This is a genomic window from Micromonospora vulcania, assembly GCF_042658605.1.
Classification (GTDB): domain Bacteria; phylum Actinomycetota; class Actinomycetes; order Mycobacteriales; family Micromonosporaceae; genus Micromonospora; species Micromonospora vulcania.
The window spans coordinates 67,671-86,109 of the sequence record NZ_JBHSQS010000006.1 but is presented as its reverse complement, the minus strand read 5'-3'; the positions used below and the strand labels follow the sequence as shown (position 1 = coordinate 86,109).

15 protein-coding genes are annotated in these 18,439 nt (G+C 71.9%); 12 read left to right on the top strand and 3 right to left on the bottom strand.

All coding sequences use genetic code 11. The annotated features are described in order from the left end of the window. Window positions 1-172: 172 nt before the first annotated feature. A complete protein-coding gene (locus ACFQGL_RS11620) occupies window positions 173-2,056 on the bottom strand; it encodes a Xaa-Pro dipeptidyl-peptidase (protein ID WP_377509797.1) in 1,884 nt (627 codons plus the stop codon). A 154-nt stretch (window positions 2,057-2,210) separates the two neighbouring features. Then, entirely contained in the window at window positions 2,211-2,747 is a 537-nt protein-coding gene (locus ACFQGL_RS11615; protein WP_377509794.1) for a cupin domain-containing protein, read from the bottom strand. A 190-nt stretch (window positions 2,748-2,937) separates the two neighbouring features. Between ACFQGL_RS11615 and ACFQGL_RS11610 the strand changes: the two genes are divergently transcribed. The 12 genes from ACFQGL_RS11610 (at window position 2,938) to ACFQGL_RS11555 (ending at window position 17,558) form a co-directional block, all read left to right on the top strand. Continuing rightward, the gene (locus tag ACFQGL_RS11610) at window positions 2,938-4,542 is read left to right on the top strand and encodes an ABC transporter substrate-binding protein (RefSeq protein WP_377509791.1); all 1,605 of its coding nucleotides are present in this window, start codon (window positions 2,938-2,940) and stop codon (window positions 4,540-4,542) included. Window positions 4,543-4,552: 10 nt separating this feature from the next. Next, complete coding sequence (locus tag ACFQGL_RS11605) at window positions 4,553-5,638, top strand: ABC transporter permease (RefSeq protein WP_377509787.1); 1,086 nt, start codon at window positions 4,553-4,555, stop codon at window positions 5,636-5,638. Beyond that, on the top strand, window positions 5,635-6,552 hold the full coding sequence (locus ACFQGL_RS11600) for an ABC transporter permease (protein ID WP_377509784.1): 918 nt from the start codon (window positions 5,635-5,637) through the stop codon (window positions 6,550-6,552). Before ACFQGL_RS11605 ends, ACFQGL_RS11600 begins: the two co-directional genes overlap by 4 nt. Window position 6,553: 1 nt before the next feature. Further along, the gene (locus tag ACFQGL_RS11595; protein ID WP_377509781.1) at window positions 6,554-7,531 is read left to right on the top strand and encodes an ABC transporter ATP-binding protein; all 978 of its coding nucleotides are present in this window, start codon (window positions 6,554-6,556) and stop codon (window positions 7,529-7,531) included. Continuing rightward, window positions 7,528-8,508, top strand: coding sequence for an ABC transporter ATP-binding protein (locus ACFQGL_RS11590; protein WP_377509778.1), 981 nt, complete (start codon window positions 7,528-7,530; stop codon window positions 8,506-8,508). Before ACFQGL_RS11595 ends, ACFQGL_RS11590 begins: the two co-directional genes overlap by 4 nt. A 10-nt stretch (window positions 8,509-8,518) precedes the next feature. Further along, on the top strand, window positions 8,519-9,757 hold the full coding sequence (locus tag ACFQGL_RS11585; RefSeq protein ID WP_377509775.1) for an amidohydrolase family protein: 1,239 nt from the start codon (window positions 8,519-8,521) through the stop codon (window positions 9,755-9,757). Further along, window positions 9,754-11,400: a DUF885 domain-containing protein gene (locus ACFQGL_RS11580; RefSeq protein ID WP_377509772.1), complete on the top strand. Its 1,647-nt coding sequence runs from the start codon at window positions 9,754-9,756 to the stop codon at window positions 11,398-11,400. The genes ACFQGL_RS11585 and ACFQGL_RS11580 overlap by 4 nt, the downstream gene beginning before the upstream one ends. A 31-nt stretch (window positions 11,401-11,431) precedes the next feature. Next, window positions 11,432-11,806, top strand: a complete 375-nt coding sequence (locus ACFQGL_RS11575; protein ID WP_377509769.1) for a nuclear transport factor 2 family protein — start codon at window positions 11,432-11,434, stop codon at window positions 11,804-11,806. Then, window positions 11,803-12,129 (top strand): TIGR04076 family protein, encoded by a 327-nt coding sequence (locus ACFQGL_RS11570; RefSeq protein ID WP_377509766.1) that lies wholly within the window; start codon window positions 11,803-11,805, stop codon window positions 12,127-12,129. The genes ACFQGL_RS11575 and ACFQGL_RS11570 overlap by 4 nt, the downstream gene beginning before the upstream one ends. Beyond that, entirely contained in the window at window positions 12,126-13,133 is a 1,008-nt protein-coding gene (locus ACFQGL_RS11565) for an LLM class flavin-dependent oxidoreductase (RefSeq protein ID WP_377509763.1), read from the top strand. Before ACFQGL_RS11570 ends, ACFQGL_RS11565 begins: the two co-directional genes overlap by 4 nt. Window positions 13,134-13,388: 255 nt before the next feature. Continuing rightward, window positions 13,389-16,754 (top strand): S8 family peptidase, encoded by a 3,366-nt coding sequence (locus ACFQGL_RS11560; RefSeq protein WP_377509760.1) that lies wholly within the window; start codon window positions 13,389-13,391, stop codon window positions 16,752-16,754. 135 nt (window positions 16,755-16,889) lie between these two features. Next, entirely contained in the window at window positions 16,890-17,558 is a 669-nt protein-coding gene (locus tag ACFQGL_RS11555) for a DUF998 domain-containing protein (protein ID WP_377509757.1), read from the top strand. A 70-nt stretch (window positions 17,559-17,628) separates the two neighbouring features. Here the strand turns inward: ACFQGL_RS11555 and ACFQGL_RS11550 are convergent, their stop codons facing one another. Next, window positions 17,629-18,174 carry a DUF2231 domain-containing protein gene (locus tag ACFQGL_RS11550; protein ID WP_377509754.1) on the bottom strand — a complete coding sequence of 182 codons (546 nt, stop codon included), beginning with the start codon at window positions 18,172-18,174 and terminating at the stop codon, window positions 17,629-17,631. Between the last annotated feature and the right edge of the window lie 265 nt (window positions 18,175-18,439).

The following is an 18,439-nucleotide window of genomic DNA, read 5'->3' as shown; positions in this document are numbered from 1 at the left end:
GTTGAGCCCAGGTGCGAGAGAGCGCTCTCACATCCCAGCCTCACCCCGATGTCGACGATTGTCAATACGTGCCGCGATTGGCGGAAATGACGACGTTGTCGCGACACATCCAGTGACGCCGGTGGGGCGGCCCGACACGTCGGGCCGCCCCACCGTTTCGCAGGGGATCGACTCAGAACCCGAGGACGGCCCGCCCGCCGACCACCGGCAGCCGCACCTCACTGGCGTTCGGCGCGACCCGCAGTTCGGTGCCGCCCAGCGGCAGCAGGGTGTACTCCTGGTCGCTGGAGAAGACGACCACGCCGATCCGGTGGCCCGCCGGGAAGATGTAGTCCTTCGGCTCCATGGTCCACCGGTAGTCGTACAACTTGCCCTGGCGCACCGACTCGGTCCGGGCCGGGCTCTTGCGGTTCTGCGGGTCCATCCAGCCCCGGGTCACCACGACCGGCGCGGCCGTCGAGCCGGCCGGCCCGTAGTCGACCAGGTACGCGGTGAGGTTCGCGTCCGGCTTGTTGTCGATCGCCATCCGCAACCGCATCTCCGGGCGTCCGGAGATGCGGACGTTCTGGGCCAGTGCGGGGGAGCGGTAGGCGAGTCGGTTCGCGCTCGCCACGTCCGGGTTGGCCACCAGGGTGTCCGGGTGGATGGTCCGACCCTCGTCCACGAAGCGCTGCTCGACCTTGGTCTTCGGCGCCTTGCCCGAGGTGAGCGTGCCCGGGGCGGTCGCGTCGGTCGTGGCGAACGTGAGCCCGACCTCCCGGGCGGCCGGATCGGGCCAGTTGGCGTACGTGGTGTAGGCCCGGTCCTCGCGCTGGAGCACGGCGGTCGGCTCGTCCATGATCCCGTTGCGCACGTTCCACAACCAGAAGTCGAACCAGCGGTTCTCGGTCTGCTTGTAGGTCCAGGTCTGACCGCTGGGCAGGGTCACCGAGGCGCTGCTGCCGGGGCCACCGTGCCCGCCCTGGTGCAGCCAGATCTTGCGCGGTACGTCGCGCTTGGCGAGCTCGTCCCACCAGCCGGCGAAGTGCTCGGTCTTCACGTTCCAGTCGTTCAGGCCGTGCACGACGAAGACGCTCGCCCGTACGTCGCGGGCGTCCAGGTAGTCGCGGTCCTGCCAGAACTTCGAGTAGTCGCCGGTGACCCGGTCCTGTTCCTCGGTGATCTTCGCGAGTTCGTCGGCGCAGGGCCCCTCGGCCCGGGTCTGGCCAGCGGTGTACTGGGCCAGGATGTCCAGGTCCTCGCCCTGGAAGGTGCCGGGTGCGACGACCAGGCCGTTGGCCCGGTAGTAGTCGTACCAGCTGCTGATCGCGGAGACCGGCACGATGGTCTTGAGTCCCTTGACTCCGGTGGTGGCCACCTGGTTGGGCAGCGTGCCGTTGTAGGAGACGCCGGTCATGCCCACCGCGCCGGTGGTCCAGTCGGCGGTCACCGGGGCACCGTTGGCGTCGTACGCCTTGGCCCGGCCGTTGAGCCAGTCGATGACCGCCTTGGTGCCGAGCGTCTCGGCCTGGTCGCCGCTGGTCGGGCAGCCGTCCGAGTCGCCGGTGCCGACACTCTGGCCGAGCACCACCGCGTAGCCGCGGGGCACGTAGTAGTCGTCCAGCGAGCCGGGCAGGTTGGCCTTCGCCTTGGCGAGCTGGGCGCCCTGGTCGGACGCCCGCAGCCCGGAGCGGTTCGTCGAGCCGTTCTGCGGCAGGTCGTCCACCAGCACGCTCGGGTACGGCACGTCGCCCCAGGTGTCCTTGCGGTACGGGCTGTGCTCGAAGATGACCGGCACCTTGAAGCCCTGGGTGGCGGTCTCCCGGGGGCGGCTGATGTCGATGGCGACCCGGTCGCGGTTGCCGTCGTGGTCGGTGTCGACCGGGGTCTGGACGAACACCCGCTCCTCGATCGCGTCGGCGAGCGAGAACACGGGCTGGGTCATGCCGTCACTGACCACGGTGCCGGTCGGTGTGGTCGCCGCGGGCTGGGCCGCCGCTGCCGCCGGTGCGGCGCTCACGGCCAGAGCGCCGGACACGCCGACGCTGAGTAGTGCCAGATAGCGGGGTCGACGCACGCGCGTCTCCCTTCGGTCGGGCTGGTTGCCGGGGGTCGGCCGGGGGATGGATCCCGAAGATCCATTCGTCCACATGCTAGGTCTGTCCGGCACTCCCGTCGATCCCTTCGGGCGGGGATGCGGCCTTCGTCCACAATGGGGCGAGAGCGACGTGTCAGGGGGTCGGCGGCGTCACCGCGATGATCAGGTGGGCAGGCCGGTCGCTGGCGTTGCGGTAGAGGTGCGCCAGGCGCGAGTCGAAGGTGACCGCCTCTCCGGCGGTCAGGGTGTACGACTCGCCACCGATCTCGGCGACGACCTCGCCGGTGACGACGATCGCGCACTCGGTCGACGGGTGGGCCCACGGCTCGGCCGAGCTGGCGTCGCCGGGGGCGAGGTTGGCCTGGAGCACCTCCAGGTCGCCACGGCCGGGGGTGAGTCGCTCGTAGGCGATCTGGCCGGGGGGAGCGGCCAGCCTGGTTCGTGCCCCGGCTCGGCTCACGTGCACCGGCGGGGCCTCGGGCTCGGAGAAGAGCGCCGCGATCGAGGTGTCGAAGACCTGGGCGAGTTTTCGCAGGGTGGCCAGGCTGGGATCGGTCGCGCCGTTCTCGATCTGGCTGAGCAGTGCGGGGGACACGTCGGCTGCTGTGGCGAGCTGGCGCAGCGTGAGGGAGTGCTGCTGGCGCAGGTCGCGGAGCCGGTCACCGAGCATGTGTCCTCGTTCCAAATACAGCGTGGCTGAACTGTGATTGACCAAACTATACAGGCCTGTTTAAGATCACTAAACATCAAGCGGCAATGTTTAGCTCTGGTGAACAAGCCGCGTCGAGGCACGAGTCGCCCCCGGGCGTCGCCCTGCGGATCCCGCGCAGCGGTCCGCGCGATAAGAAGGTAGGAACAGCATGTCGGTGTCCCCCCGCCGGCTCCTCGCCGGAGCGTCCGCTCTGGCGACGCTGGCCGTCCTCTCCGTCAGCGCGTGCAGCGCCGGCGGCAGTGGTGGAAACGCGAACGGTACGGCCAAGACGCTCACCGTGAACACCTCGTTCGTGCTCAAGACTCTCGACCCCGGCCGGGTCTACGAGGCGACCGGCCTGACCGCCGTGCACGCACTCTACGACACCCTGCTCACCTTCAAGGGCTCGGACGTGAGCAAGCCGGTCCCCGCGCTGGCCGAGTCGTACCAGGCGTCGCCGGACGCCAAGACCTTCACCTTCAAGCTCCGCCAGGGCGTGACGTTCGCCGACGGCAGCCCGCTCACCGCCGACGATGTCGTCTTCTCGCTCAACCGGCTGAAGAACATCAAGGGCAGCCCCGCGGTCACGGTCGCCGGCCTGACCGTGGCCAAGACCGACGACAGCACCGTCGTGGTCACCTCGGCCAACCCGGACCCGAACGTCCCGGTGGTGCTGTCGATGCCGTCGACCGCGGTGCTCAACGCGAAGGCGGCCAAGGAGCACGGCGCCCGCGACGGTGCCGACGCCGCGCAGGGCGACACCGCGCAGCAGTACCTGGACACCACCTCGCTCGGCAGCGGCCCGTACGTGCTCAAGTCGTACGACCCGTCGTCGCAGGTGGTGCTGGAGGCCAACCCGAAGTACTGGGGCGCGAAGCCGCAGTTCGCCCGGGTGGTACTGCGCAACATGGACGTGCAGACCCAGAAGCTGACCATGCAGCGCGCCGAGGCCGCCGAGATCTCCCTGGACATCTCCGGAAAGCTCCTCGACGGACTGCCGGGCACCCTGCAGACCTCCGGCGTGCAGGACACGGTGTACTTCCTCTTCCTCAACGCCGATCCGGCCGTCTCGGCGGTCACCGCCAACCCGAAGTTCAACCAGGCGCTCCGGGCGGCCATCGACTACCAGGGCATCGCCGCCCTGTACGGCAAGGGCGCCGCGCCCGGCGCCGGGCTGGTCGCGCCCGCCTTCCCGGGTGCCCTGCCCACCGGCGAGGAGTCCAAGCGGGACGTGGCCAAGGCCAAGACGCTGCTCGCCGACGCCGGCCTGACCAACCCCACGGTGAAATTCAACTACCCCGCCATCACCTACAAGGGCGTGGACCTGGGCACCGTGGCCACCAAGGTGCAGGGCGACGCCGCCGAGGCCGGTATCAAGCTGGAGCTGAACCCGCAGCCGCTGACCACCTTCCTCGACGAGATGCGCGGCGGGAAGTCGCCGCTCGGCTTCACCCCGCAGAGCCTGAACTACCCGGTCGCCGACTCGCTGATCAACAACATCGCGCCCGGACAGGCCACCGCGCTGCGCTCGGGCTGGACCGTCGAGCGGGCCGACCCGGCCGTCGTGGCCGCCGGCAAGAAGGTCACCGCGACCCTCGACCTGGCCGGCCGGGCCACCGCCATGCAGGAGTGGCAGCGCCTGATGAACGCGTCCTCCCCGTACATCGTGCTGGCCAGCAACTCCTCGATCGTGGTGGCGACCAAGGACCTGACCGGTACGGACTACACCGCTGCCGGCTGGCAGGTGGACGTCGCCGCGGTCGGCCGCAAGTAGTCCCGACGACATGACGACAGTGCACAACGGCGAGCCGGGCGCGGTCACCACGACCGCGTCCCGGCCCCGGCGCGGGCATCCGTTGCTGGCCTTCCTGGCCAAGCGGGTGGCGATCACCGCCGGACTGCTGCTGGGCGTCACGGTGGTGACGTTCGGTCTGGTCAACGTCGTTCCCGGTGACCCGGTCACCGCGAACCTCTCCGACCAGGCGCTCAACGACCCCGCCGCGGTGGCCGCGTTCCGCCAGAAGTGGGGCCTGGACCAGCCGCTCTGGGCGCAGTACCTGCACTACCTGAGCAACCTGCTGCACGGCGACCTGGGCCACTCGCAGCAGACCGGCCGGGCGGTCCTGGACGACCTGCTGCACTACGTGCCGGCGACCCTGGAGCTGGCCATTCCGAGCATGGTGCTGGCGCTGCTGATCGGCACCGGCGTCGGCATGCTCGCGGCGGTCCGTAACGGCCGGTTCACCGACCAGGTCGTCCGGGTCGGTGCCCTGCTCGGTCTCTCCACCCCGCCGTTCTGGCTGTCGCTCGTCGTGCTCTACGTCTTCTTCTACCAGCTCGGCCTCGCGCCCAGCGGTGGTCGGCTGTCCACCGACTTCAGTCCACCGCCCACGGTGACCGGCATGTACACCGTGGACGGGGCGCTCGCCGGGCAGTGGGACGTCGCCTGGGACGCCGCCCAGCACCTGTCCCTGCCGGTGCTCGTGCTGACCTCGCTGACCGTGGCGATGCTGGTCCGGTTCGTCCGGTCCGCCATGCTGGAGGTGCTCCAGCAGGACTACATCCGTGCCGCGTACGCCAAGGGTCTGCCGGCCCGGGTGGTGCTCCGCCGGCACCTGCTGCGGGCCGGCCTGGTCCCGGTGGTCACCGTCTCCGGGCTGGCCTTCGCCTCGCTGCTGTCCGGCACGGTGCTGGTCGAGAGCATCTTCGGCTGGCCCGGCGTCGGCCAGTACGCCTACCGCAGCGCCACGGCGCTGGACCTGCCCGCGATCCTCGGCGTGAGCCTGTTCGTGGCACTGGTCTACACGCTGGTCAACCTGACCGTCGACCTGCTGTACGGGCTCATCGACCCGAGGATCCGCCTGTCATGACGACACTCGCACCCGGCCCACTGGCCCCGGACCCGAAGGCGGCCGGCGCGCTGGCCCGGCGGCGCTGGCTCGGCCGTCTGCGCGGCGGCCCCACCAGCCGGCCGGTCTGGCGGCAGCCGATCACCGTCGTGGCGCTGACCATCCTCGGCGGGTGGCTGCTGGTGGCGCTGCTCGCCGGGGTCCTCGCACCGTACGACCCGCTGGCGCAGAGCCCGGACGCCTACGCGCCGCCCTCCGGAGCACACTGGTTCGGCACCGACTCGCTCGGCCGGGACATCCTGAGCCGGGTCCTGCACGGCGCCCGGCTGTCCATCCCGCTGGCGCTGGCCATCGTCTCGTTGGCCCTGCTGGTCGGTGGCTTGCTCGGTCTGGTCGCCGGATACGTCGGCCGGTTCGTCGACGAGGCGCTGATGCGCCTGACCGACCTGGTGTTCGCCTTCCCGCAGATCATCCTGGCCATGGCGGTGACCGCCGCGTTCGGCCCGAACACCCGCAACGCCGTGTTGGCGCTGGTCATCGTGTCCTGGCCGGTCTACGCCCGGGTCATCCGCAGCGCCGTGCTGGGCATGCGCGGCGACGACTACCTCAACGCGGCGAGGCTGCTCGGCGTCGGGCCGATCCGCGCGCTGCGCCGCGACGTCCTGCCCAACAGCGTCGGCCCGGCGATCGTGCTGGCCACCCTGGAGCTCGGCAACGCGGTGCTGCTGCTCGCCGCGCTGTCCTTCCTCGGCCTGGGGCCCCGGCCACCGGCCGCCGAGTGGGGCTCGATGGTCGCCCTCGGCGCCCAGGACCTGTCCATGTGGTGGGTGAGCGTCTTTCCCGGCCTGGCCATCCTCACCGTCGTGATGGCCTTCAACGTGCTCGGCGACGCGCTGCGTGACCGGCTCGACCCCCGCTACGCGAAGGGACGCTGAGGTGGCACCGCTGCTTGACGTCGACTCCCTGGCCGTCACCCTGCCCTCACCCCGAGGCCCGCTGCCGATCCTGCACGACGTGTCGTTGACCGTCGACGAAGGAGAGTTGGTGGGCATCGCGGGGGAGAGCGGCTGCGGCAAGAGCCTCACCGCGCAGACCCTGCTCGGACTGCTGCCGCCGGGCGCGTCGGTGCGCGGCTCGGCCCGGTTCGCCGGCACCGAACTGCTCGGCCTGGACCCTCGGGGCTGGCAGCGGGTCCGCGGGGCGGGCATCGCGATGGTGTTCCAGGACCCGACCGCGGCCCTGCACCCGATGCTCACCGTCGGCCGGCAACTCACCGAGCACATGCGCGTGCACCTGCGTCTGGACCGTCGGGCCGCGACCCGCCGGGCAGTCGAACTGCTCGACCAGGTACGCCTCCCGGATCCGGAGCGGGCCCTGCGGGCGTACCCCCACCAGTTCTCCGGCGGCATGCGCCAGCGGGTCGCCATCGCCATCGCCCTGGCCGCCCGTCCCCGGCTGCTGATCGCCGACGAGCCGACGACCGCGCTGGACGTCACCGTGCAGGCCGGCATCCTCGCCCTGCTGGATCGGCTGCGCGCCGAGACCGGGCTGGCCGTCGCGTTCATCACCCACGATCTCGGCGTGCTCAGCGCACTCACCACCCGGGGCTACGTCTTCTATGCCGGGCGGGTCGTGGAGACCGGTCCGACGGGCGCGCTGCTCACCGAGCCCACCCATCCGTACACGGCGGCGCTGCTCGGTGCCCGCCCGCACGGCACGCAGACCGTCGGCACGCTGCGGCCCATCCCGGGTGCTCCGCCGGCCCCCGGCGAGGCGCCGCCGGGCTGCCCGTTCGAACCCCGCTGCGGGTACGCCGAACCGTCCTGCGCCACGGCCCCGCCGCCGCTCGCCCCCGTCGGCGTCGACCGGTCGGTGGCCTGCGTGGTCCGTCCGCACCTGGAGGTGGCCGTATGAGCACCCGTACCCCGGCGAGCCGGCTGCGGTTCACGGACGTCGAGGTCGAGTACCGGGCCCGGGGGCGTGGGCGGGTCCGCGCCGTCGCCGGGGTCAGCCTGGAGGTGCTGCCCGGCCAGATCGTCGGCCTGGTCGGCGAGTCCGGCTGCGGCAAGTCCTCGCTGGCCCGCGTCGCGGTCGGCCTGAGCACGCCGAGCGCGGGAACCGTCGAGTTCGCCGACCAACCCGTCACCGCACTCGGCTGGAGACGCCGTTCGGGCACCGAGGTCGGCCTGCAGATGGTCTTCCAGAACCCGTACGCCTCGCTGAACCCCCGACGCACCATCGGCTCCCAGCTCCTCGACGGTGTGCCGGCCACGGTCACCGGCGCGGCCCGGCGGGCCCGGGTGCACGAGCTGCTCGACCGGGTGGGCATGCCGGCCAGCACCGCGGACCGCTATCCGCACCAGTTCTCCGGCGGCCAGCGGCAGCGACTCGCCATCGCCCGCGCGCTCGCACCGGAACCCCGCATGATCATCGCCGACGAGCCGGTCACCGCGCTGGACGCCTCGTCCCAGGCCCAGGTGGTCAACCTGCTGGTGGGGCTCGTCCGAGACCTCGACATGGGAATGCTGTTCATCTCGCACGATCTCGCGCTGGTGCACGAGATCGCCGACGTCACCGCCGTGATGTACCTGGGGCGGATCGTCGAGACCGCGCCCACCCGCGAGCTGTGGCGGGCGCCCCGGCACCCGTACACCCGGGCGCTGATCGACGCGGTACCCCAGATCGGCCCCACCCCCGCACTGCCGGCCATCCTCGCCGGGGAGGTGCCCGACCCGGCCAACGCCCCCACCGGATGCCGGTTCCGGCCGCGCTGCCCGCACGCCTTCGACCCGTGCGGCGACCAACCACCCACCGTCGACCTGGGTGGCCGCAGCGCCGCCTGCTGGCTCACCGACCCAGCGGTGGCACCGACCACCGCGCGCACACTCTGAGGACGTCGCCATGCGCACCCGTACCGAACAGGTCCTGGTCAACCTCGCCCTCTACGACGGCGTGGACGACGCCAGCCAGCCGGACCGAGGCATCTGGATCGACGCCGACGGCATGATCCGTGCCGTCGGCCAGGTCGACGACGTGCTCGCCGAGGCCGGCGACGCCCGGGTGGTCGACCTCGGCGGCGACCACGTCATGCCCGGCCTGACCAACATGCACGTCCACCTCTCCCTCGGCCTGCCCGGCCACCTCGCCGACACGGTGCACAGCGCCAACCTCGCCGAGTTGGTGCTGCTGATGGCCGACTCGGCCCGGCGTACCCTGCACTCCGGCGTCACCACCGCCCGGCTGGTCGGCGAGAGCCGGTACGCCGACTTCGCCCTGCGCAAGGGAATCGAGGCCGGCGCGGTCGACGGACCCCGCATCTTCACCGCCGGGCACGCCCTCTGCTGCACCGGCGGACACGGCTGGGAGGCCGACGCCCTCGAAGCCGACGGGGCGGACGGATTCCGCCGGGCCACCCGCGAGCAGCTCCGCGCCGGCGCCGACCTGATCAAGGTCTGCATCTCCGGCGGCATCGCCGGGCAGCACGAGGCGATCGACACCCCGCAGCTGCTCGACGACGAGATGGCCGCGGTCATCGGCGTCGCCCACGACTGGGGACGCAAGGTCACCGCGCACGCCGGCCCGGCCGACTCGGTCCGCCGCGCGGTGGAGCTCGGCCTCGACTGCGTCGAGCACGGCTACGAGCTGACCGACGAGGTCACCCGGCTGATGGCCGACCGGGGTGTCTGGTACGTGCCGACCATCGTGGTGAGCCGCTGCGAACAGTTCTTCCGCGACTCCGGGGTGCCCGGCTGGCTGATGGACCGGGCCCTCGCGGCCGGCCCCCGGCACTGGGAGAGCCTCCAGCACGCCATCCGCAACGGCGTGCCGATCGCCCTGGGCAGTGACATGCCCCCGCACGCCGGGTACGACGAGACCACCGCGACCATCCGCGAACTGGAGTTCATGGTGGACGCCGGGATGCCGGTCGCGGACGCGCTCCGGGCCGCCACCATCCGCCCCGCCCAGTGGTTGGGTCGGGACGGCACGCTCGGCAGCGTCGAGGTCGGTAAGCACGCCGACCTGCTGGTGCTGCGTGACGATCCGACCCGTTCGGTCTCCGCGCTGCGCTCCCTGCACATGGTGATGAAGGGCGGCGTCGTGTATCGCGACGACCACGGCCGTACCCGGGCAGCGAAATGACCAGTGTCACCCGGGTAACCGACGACTACCTCGCCGCGCTCGCCGCGCTGGACCCGCAGGCCGCCGAGGCGTCGGGGCGTACCCCTGAATCGCACGTTCCGGACCTGTCCCCGGACGGTTTCGACGCCCGCGCGGAGCTGGCCCGCCGGACCGCGACGGCCGCCGTCACGGCGACCACGGACGGCCCGGGCGAGCGGGCCCTGGCCGGCGCCCTGCTGGACCGGCTGGCCAGCGAGATCGACCTGTACGACGCGGGCTTCACCACCCGGCTGCTCGCCCCGCTGGCCACTCCGGTGCACCTGGTCCGGCAGATCTTCGACAACCTGCCCCGACAGACCCAGGACGACTGGGAGGTCGTCGCCGCCCACCTGCGCCAGGTGCCCGACGCCCTCGACCGCTACGCCGCGACGCTGCGCCGCTCGGCGCAGCGCGGTCAGCTGGTCGCGCGCCGCCAGGTGCTGGTGGTCGCCGACCAGTGCAGCGCCTGGACCACCGCCGACTTCTACGGTCGACTGGTGGCCGGCTATCCCGGTGGACCGTTCACCGCGCAGCTGGACCTCGGCGCTCGGCTGGCCACGGCCGCCACCGCGGGCTTCGCCGCCTTCCTGCGGACCGAGCTGGCACCCGCCGCGTCCGAGGTCGACGGCGTCGGCGGCGAGCTCTACCGGGTCACCGCCCGCAGTTTCCTCGGCGCGTCGGTCGACCTGGACGAGGTGTACGCCTACGGCTGGGTCGAACTGGACCGCACCGCCGGCGAGCTGCGTACCGCCGCGACTGAGCTGGGCCACCCGGACGTGCCGACGGCACGGGCGGCGCTGGACGCCGACCCGGCCGGTCGGGTGCCGGCCGGACCGGCCCTGGAAGAGTGGCTGCGACAGCGGACCGCGCTGCTGACCGACGCACTCGACGGCACCCACTTCGACATCCCGGCGGCCACCCGGCCGGTGGTCTGCCGGATCAGTCCCGCCGCGTCCGGGGTCATGTACTACACCCCACCCGACCCGGCGCTGACCCGTCCCGGCGGAATCTGGTGGTCGGTGCCACCGGGCGAGTCGACCGTGCCGGTATGGCGGCACGTCGGGACGCTCTGCCACGAGGGGCTTCCGGGCCACCACCTCCAGCACGCCATCACCCTCACCACCGCCGACCTGCACCCGTGGCAGCGCGTGCTCTGCCACGTGCACGGGTACGCCGAAGGCTGGGCGCACTACGCCGAGCGACTCGCCGACGAGATCGGCCTGTACGCCAGCCCAGCCGAACGGCTCGGCATGCTCGACGGCCAGATGTGGCGTGCCGCCCGCGTGGTCATCGACCTCGGCCTGCACCTCGGTCTGCCGATCCCGGCCGGCAACGCGTTCACCGAGCAGCGGCGGCACTGGACACCCGGGCTCGCCGTGGACTTCCTGAGCCGCGTCGCCGGGCTGGACGTCACGACCGCGCGGTTCGAGGTCGACCGCTATCTCGGCTGGCCGGCGCAGGCGCTGGCCTTCAAGGTCGGTGCCCGGCTGTGGCAGCAGACCCGCCGGGAGGCCGAACGGCGTGCGGGTGCCGCGTTCGACCGCAAGCGGTTCCACCACACCGCGTTGGCGCTCGGACCCATGGGGCTGGACCCGCTGCGCGCCCGCCTGGCCGAACTGCCCTGACCACCCCGCACCTCACCGGAAGTGACCGCCGATGACCACTGACGAACTCACCACCCTGATCAGCGACCTGTACCGGTCGTTGGGCGACCGGCCCGCCTTCGACGCGTACCTGCACCCCGACCTGACCATCTGGGAGTCGGACGCCGACGCCCTGCTGTCCGGTCTGGCCGCACTGGACGACCTCCGGGACCGCCGGGCGACCGCTGCATCGGGGCCACCTCCGGTCGCCGTGGCGCCGGAACAGTTCCGCGCCGACGCCTGGGAGGACACCGGCCTGGTGCGCTACGTGCTGCGGGCCCGCTACGGCGGGGACCGGCCGGACGAGTGCTTCCGGGTGACCGACGTCCTGCGCCGCGAGGGGGCCACCTGGCGGATCGTGCACCACCACGCCGAGGCCGTGCGATGAGCGCCGACGAGCCGACCACCGACCTGTACGACCTGCGGGTCGTGGTGGAGCGGATCGAGGGCCGCTCGGTGTGTGGCCTGCGACCGGGCGACCACTTCGACCTCACCGAATCCAACCGGCTCAGCATCCCCGCCGGCCGGCACTTCTGCCTGTACGCCCTCGCCGCCTGCCTGCCACTGCTCCCGGCGAAGCAGCGCGATCTGTCCGATGGGGACTGGCTGGCCCAGGACAGCCACGTCGCCTGCCCCGACCCGGACGAGCGGGTCATCATGCGCATCGAGCGGACGGGTCGCCGGCAGATCGCCACCGGAGAGTTGACGTGAGAGTGGGGCGACGCCACCGCGCGGTCGGCATAGGCCTGCAGTCCGACAAGTCCGCCGACGAGTACGCCGAGCTGGCCGAACTGGTCGAACGGCACGGCTTCGACGTGCTGTCGGTCTTCGGTGACCTGATGTACCAGCCGCCGATCTTCCCCCTGCTGGTGGCGGCGCGGCACACCCGGCGGATCCGCCTCGGCGCGGCCTGCCTCAACCCGTTCACGATGCACCCGGTGGAGGTCGCCGGTCAGGTCGCCGCGCTGGACCTGGCCTCGAACGGTCGCGCCTACCTCGGGCTGGCGCGGGGCACCTGGCTCAGCGAGGTGGGCGTACCGCAGCTCCGACCCATCCGGCGGATCGTCGAGACGGTCGACGTGGTCCGGCTGCTGCTCGCCGGCGACGACGGCGGTTTCCAGGGACGGGAGTTCACCGTGGCGCCGGGCACGTCACTGCGCTACACACCGGCTCGTCCCGACGTACCGGTCCTGGTCGGCACCTGGGGCCGGCAGACCGCACGGGCGGCCGCCGCGTTCGCCAGCGAGGTCAAGGTGGGCGGGTCGGCGAACCCGGCGATGGCCAGGACGATGCGGGCCTGGCTGGACGCGTCGGCGGTCGAGGGACACGGCGCGGAGACCGGTGTGGTGCTGGGAGCGGTCACCGTCGTCGACGAGGACGGCGCGCTGGCCCGCCGGGTGGCCCGCCGGGAGGTCGCCATGTACCTCGCGGTGGTCGCCGCTCACGACCCGACGATCGAGGTGGACCCCGAGCTGCTGGCCCGGATCCAGCGGCACGTCACCCGTCGGGAGGACGATCTCGCCGGTGCGCTGATCGGCGACGACCTGCTCGACCTGTTCGCCTTCTCCGGCACCCCGGAGCACGTCGCGGGGCAGGCCGCCGAGGTGTTCGACGCCGGGGCGAGCCGGGTCGAGTTCGGCACCCCGCACGGGTTGACGCCGCGCCAGGGGATCGACCTGCTCGGCCGGCGGGTGCTTCCACTGCTGCGCGACTGACCGGTGACGAGCCAGAACGCAGGTGCGGGCACGGTGCCGCGGATTGTCGATGAATACGTGATGAATATCTGCCTTGAACACGGCGGTGACGCATTGTGGAATTCGACCTCACGCGAGGTGGCGGGTCCGCAACCGGCGGTTTTGCTGAGATGAAACTGCGTCGTCCGAGGGCTTAATAAATGGTGCGGGCACCCATATGATCTTGCTCATTAGTCGCTCAAGAGGCGCGTTCCCCCATTGAGGACAGGGAGCAAGATGCTCAGGAAAACGCGATGGCTGCTGGCCCTCGCCGTCACGGCAACGGCGTTGACCGCTGCGCCGGGCAGCCCGGCCACGGCCGGCCCCGACGGTGCAACCCTGACTGGCGCACCCGACACCCCCGCCGAGGTGAAGACCCACACCGTCACCCTGCTGACCGGTGACGTGGTGACCGTCCGGAGCACCGGGTCGGGATGCCCGCAGGCCACGGTGCGGCCGGCCGACCCGAGCGCGGTGATCCGACAGACCTGCGGTCCCGACGGTCACCTGCACGTCATCCCGGCCCGCGTCGCGTCCCAGATCGGCCCGGTCCTCGACCCCGACCTCTTCGACGTCACCGCCCTGATCGCGGACGGCTACGACGACGAGAACACCGCCGAGTTGCCGGTCATCGTGCAGCCCGCCACCGAGTCGGCCCGGGTGGCGGCGCTCGCCGACACGTTGGCTCTGCCGAGTATCGACGCGGTGGCCGGCCACGTACCCAAGAAGAGCCCGGCCACCGCGAAGCTGGCGACCAACTCGCTGCTCGCCGGCGCGAAGAAGGTGTGGCTCGACCGCAAGGTCCGTGCGACCGCGCTGACCGGCGGCGACCACGGCACCGGCCACGGCGCGAACCTCGACCGCAACCTCGACCAGATCGCCGCACCCGACGCCTGGAAGGCCGGCTACACCGGTAAGGGCGCCCGGGTCGCGGTGCTCGACACCGGCGCCGACTTCACCCACCCGGACCTGGCCGGCCGGGTGGTCGACCGGGCCGATTTCACCGCCGAGGACGGCGACGCCGTCGACCACAACGGCCACGGTACGCACGTCGCGTCGACCATCGCCGGCACCGGCGCGGCCGCGCACGGCCAGCGTCGCGGCGTGGCACCGGACGCCCAACTGGTGATCGGCAAGGTGCTCGACGACCACGGCTCCGGTGAGGACTCCGGCATCATCGCCGGCATGGAGTGGGCCGCCTCCCGGGCCGACGTTATCAACATGAGCCTCGGCGGTTCCGAAGCGGACGACGGCAACGACCCGCTCTCGCTGGCTGTCGACGGGTTGAGCAAGCAGACCGGCGTGCTCTTCGTGATCGCCGCCGGCAACAGCGGCGCCGCCATCTCCTCGCCCGGCTCGGCCGCCAGCGCGCTGACCGTCGGCGCCGTCGACCGGGACGACAAGCTCGCCGACTTCTCCAGCCGCGGGCCGCTGGTCACCAGCCACGTGGCCAAGCCTGAGGTGGTCGCACCGGGCGTCGACATCGTCGCCGCCAGGGCCGCCGGCACGAACCTGCAGGACCCGATCGACCAGTACTACGAGGCGATCAGCGGCACCTCGATGGCGTCCCCGCACGTGGCCGGCGCCGCCGCCCTGCTCGTCCAGCGGCACCCGGACTGGACCGGGGACCGGATCAAGGCCGCGCTCGTCGGTGCCGCCGACCCCCTGGCCGGCATCGACCCGTACGCCGTCGGCGCCGGTCGGCTCGACGCGGCCCGGGCCCTGTCCGGCCCGGTCAGCAACCAGCCGGTGGTCAACCTCGGCACGTTCGTGTATCCGCAGTCCGGCAGCAGCGTGACGAACCTGAGCTGGACGGGTGGGCCGAGCGCGGCGAGCGTCGTGCTCGACCTCGACGTGACGCTCGTCAACCACGACGGAAAGCCGGTGCCGCGCGGCGCGGCGTCGCTCTCCACGACCCGGCTGACGCTCAAGCGCGGCGCTACCGCCGACGCGACGCTCCGGGTCAACCGGGCGGCGTTGGGCGCCCGTCCGGGCTACTACCTGGCCACCGTCACCGCACGGACCGCCGGCCGCAAGCTTGTCTCAAGCACCCCGGTGAGCTTCCACGTCGAGCCGCGCAGCTTCGATCTGACGATCAAGACGAAGCCGCTGACGAACCTGAAGGAGGGTGCCGAGACCTGGCTCAACGTCCCGGTCACCAACCTCATCGACCCGCTCATCTACATCGACGGGCCGTTCGGTACCCCCGGCGAGACCTTCACCATCCGGGTGCCGGAGGGTCACTACTCGGTCCTCGGTGCGTCGGTGGCGTACTACGTCGACAGCGACGTGTTGGAGACGTCGCTCGTCGGCGAGACCGATCTGCTCGTCAACGGCGACCGCACCATCACCCTCGACCCGGCGCGAGCCCGGCCGGTGACGGCGACGGTCGACGGCGTCGCCACCAAGCCGACCAAGGTCGACTTGACGACCGTCCAGACCGCTCCCAACGGCCTGTCCCGGTTCATGCAGGTCAGCGGGTATGGGTCGGCGACGACGGTCCGCGCCACCGCGCTGCCGAAGCCCAGCATCGGCACGCGACGCGCGTGGGCGGCCGTCAACCTGGACTCGCCGGCCGGCACCGCCAAGCCGTACCGCTACAACCTGGTGCACGAGTACGCCAACGGGGTAACGACCGATCCCGCGTTCCGGGTGACGGCGGCCGAGCAGGCCAAGCTGGCCCGCATCGACGAGCGGTTCCACCAGATGGACTCGCCGGAGATGCTGACCCAGCTGATCCGCACCGGCATCACTCCCGACGGAATTCCGGTGACCCAGACCCACGAGGCGCCGCTGCCTCCGTACCGGACCGACTACGTCGCGCCCGGCATCCGCTGGCTCGACGAGGGTGTCTACGGTGGACTGTCGGCCCAGGAGGCGCCGCGCAGCTACCAGCCGGGCAGCCGGCAGAGCAAGATCTGGGCGCGGCAGCCGCTGCACTCCGGCTGGTACGACGACCCGGCCGGTGCCGGCTTCGTCTGTGCGACCCCGCCGTCGCGGACCCGGGGCAACCTGCACGTGGACCTGGCGTCGCTCGTCGACCAGCACCAGCGGGCCGACTGCCTGCAGGGAAACGCGATCGGGGTGAAGCGCAAGCTGTCGCTCTACCGCAACGGCAAGCTGGTCGAGGAGCGGGACCGCCCGCTCGCCGACTTCACCGTCCCGCAGCAGGCGTCGGACTACCGGCTCACCCTCGACGTCGACACGAGCCTGATCCTGCCGGTGTCGACGCACGTCAACACCTCGTGGACGTTCCGGTCGGCCGGGCCGTCCGGGACCGGGAGTGCCCCGTTGCCGCTGCTCGCGGTCGACTACGCGCTGCCGATGGACACCAACAACCACGCCACCGGGGGCACGGCGGAGTTCGCCGTCCGCCAGGCGCACGGTGTGCCGGCGCAGAAGGTGACCTCGTTCCAGGTCTGGACCTCGACGGACGACGGCGCCACCTGGACGACGGCCCGGGTCACCCGCGGTGGCGACAGCTACCGGACCGAGCTGCCGAAGGCCGCCGCCGGAAAGCCCGTCTCGCTGCGGGTGAAGGCCGACGCCAACGGCGGTAGCGGCATCGACCAGACCATCATCCGGGCGTACGTCGCCGGCTGATCGTCAGCACGCTGGTGTGGCCCGGTCGTGCACCGGGCCACACCGGCGGCCGCGCTGTTTCGCTGGCCGTGTCGATCCGGGCTGGCCTCGTTCGTCGTGACGGTGGAACGTCCCGCCGATTCGAGAGGCCCGCAGATGTCGTCCACGACCACCGTCCCCGAGGGGTCGCTGTCAGCCCACCGCCGCCGAACCCGTCACCTGCTGGTGTGCGGTACGGTCGCCGGTGTTCTCTTTCCCGCCCTGTCGTTCGGGCAGGCCCTCACCCGCCCCGGGTTCGACCTGCGCCGACACGCGCTGAGCTCACTCACCCTCGGCGACCTCGGCTGGCTGCAGTTCGTCGCGTTCGCGGGCACCGGCCTGCTGGCTGTCGCCTTCGCGGTGGGCCTGTGGCGGGCGCTCCGACCCGGTCGGGCCGGCACGGTGGGGCCGCTGCTGGTCGGCGTGTACGGGGTGGCGATGGTCGGTGGCGGGATCTTCACCCCCGACCCCGCGTACGGCTGGCCGCCGGGTGCTCCCGAGGGGGCACCCGAGCACGCCAGCACCGGCACCATCCTGCACACGGTCTGCGGCGCGGGGGCGTTCCTGTCGCTGATCGCGGCCGGCCTGTTGTTCGCCTGGCGGTTCGCCGGCCAGCGGCGACGGGGCTGGGCGGCGTACAGCGCCGTGAGCGGCGTCGTCGCGTTCGTGCTCACCGCCCTGCCGTGGAGCGAGGACAGTGCGAGCATCCGCTTCGCCGTCGGGGCGGTGCTCATCTCGGGTTGGCTCCTCGCCATCTCCTGGCGGGTACGCGACGACGTGGCCTGAGCGCGGCGCGCGCCGCTCACTGCCGGCCGAGCGCAGGGGCCGACACGGGGCGGCTCCGCGCGCGGTCAGGTCACTGGCCCTCCCAGACCGCCTTCGCGCCGGAGTCGCCGGTGCGGATCACGTAGTACACCGCGATGGCAGCGGCCACCAGCGACAGCACCTGCAATGCCAGGGTCAGCGCCCGACCGGTGCCGCCGCCCCCGGTGGCGTTCGCTTCGGTGGCGCTCGTCTCGGTGGCGCTCGGGTCGGTGGCGCTCGGGTCGGCGACTCGCGGCGGCACGAACCAGACCAGGGCCAGCGCCACGATCGCCAACGCGATGGTGGCGTAGAGCGTGTAGTTGCCGAACTGCTGGTGCGCCTCCAGCTTGGGAATGAACTCCGGGGTGACCCGGTTCGCGGATCGCAGCCGGTCGAAGAAGGCGTCACCGGAGAGTTTTGCCAGCAGCGCGGTGACCGGGGCGGCCAGGGCAAGCAGCCCGAGCACCCAGCGGGTGTGCGGACGGATCGGCGCGACGAGCGCGTAGCCGATCGTCAGAAGGGCCAGCAGCGGCACGAACACGACCGCGGCGTGCAGCACGAGGGGATGGGCGGGGATGCCCATGAACTCTTCGAACATCGGCGTCTCCTCCGGTGCGGCGGGCGGACGTCGCCGTCCCGGCGTCGACGCTATCGGTAGAGATCGAGCGTGTCAGCCCCCGCATCGGGCCCGCCGCGTCGACCAACAGCAGGACCGGTGCCGGTGTGGTGCCAAGCGAAGGGCCGCCCGGTGGGGGCCAGGCGGCCCTTCGTTCCCCTGGTGGAGGTTGGTGCCCGTGCCGGGTCGAGGGTGGGGAGACCTGGCGCGGGTGGTGTCAGGGCAGGTAGGAGCCGGTGGGGATGTC

What these genes read in the sequence shown, in the direction of transcription:
- ACFQGL_RS11560 (WP_377509760.1), top strand. Translation starts at nt 13,389, where the DNA reads ATGCTCAGGAAAACGCGATGGCTGCTGGCCCTCGCCGTCACGGCAACG.
- ACFQGL_RS11550 (WP_377509754.1), bottom strand. Translation starts at nt 18,174, where the DNA reads ATGTTCGAAGAGTTCATGGGCATCCCCGCCCATCCCCTCGTGCTGCAC.
- ACFQGL_RS11575 (WP_377509769.1), top strand. Translation starts at nt 11,432, where the DNA reads ATGACCACTGACGAACTCACCACCCTGATCAGCGACCTGTACCGGTCG.
- ACFQGL_RS11600 (WP_377509784.1), top strand. Translation starts at nt 5,635, where the DNA reads ATGACGACACTCGCACCCGGCCCACTGGCCCCGGACCCGAAGGCGGCC.
- ACFQGL_RS11610 (WP_377509791.1), top strand. Translation starts at nt 2,938, where the DNA reads ATGTCGGTGTCCCCCCGCCGGCTCCTCGCCGGAGCGTCCGCTCTGGCG.
- ACFQGL_RS11555 (WP_377509757.1), top strand. Translation starts at nt 16,890, where the DNA reads ATGTCGTCCACGACCACCGTCCCCGAGGGGTCGCTGTCAGCCCACCGC.
- ACFQGL_RS11590 (WP_377509778.1), top strand. Translation starts at nt 7,528, where the DNA reads ATGAGCACCCGTACCCCGGCGAGCCGGCTGCGGTTCACGGACGTCGAG.
- ACFQGL_RS11615 (WP_377509794.1), bottom strand. Translation starts at nt 2,747, where the DNA reads ATGCTCGGTGACCGGCTCCGCGACCTGCGCCAGCAGCACTCCCTCACG.
- ACFQGL_RS11605 (WP_377509787.1), top strand. Translation starts at nt 4,553, where the DNA reads ATGACGACAGTGCACAACGGCGAGCCGGGCGCGGTCACCACGACCGCG.
- ACFQGL_RS11585 (WP_377509775.1), top strand. Translation starts at nt 8,519, where the DNA reads ATGCGCACCCGTACCGAACAGGTCCTGGTCAACCTCGCCCTCTACGAC.
- ACFQGL_RS11580 (WP_377509772.1), top strand. Translation starts at nt 9,754, where the DNA reads ATGACCAGTGTCACCCGGGTAACCGACGACTACCTCGCCGCGCTCGCC.
- ACFQGL_RS11570 (WP_377509766.1), top strand. Translation starts at nt 11,803, where the DNA reads ATGAGCGCCGACGAGCCGACCACCGACCTGTACGACCTGCGGGTCGTG.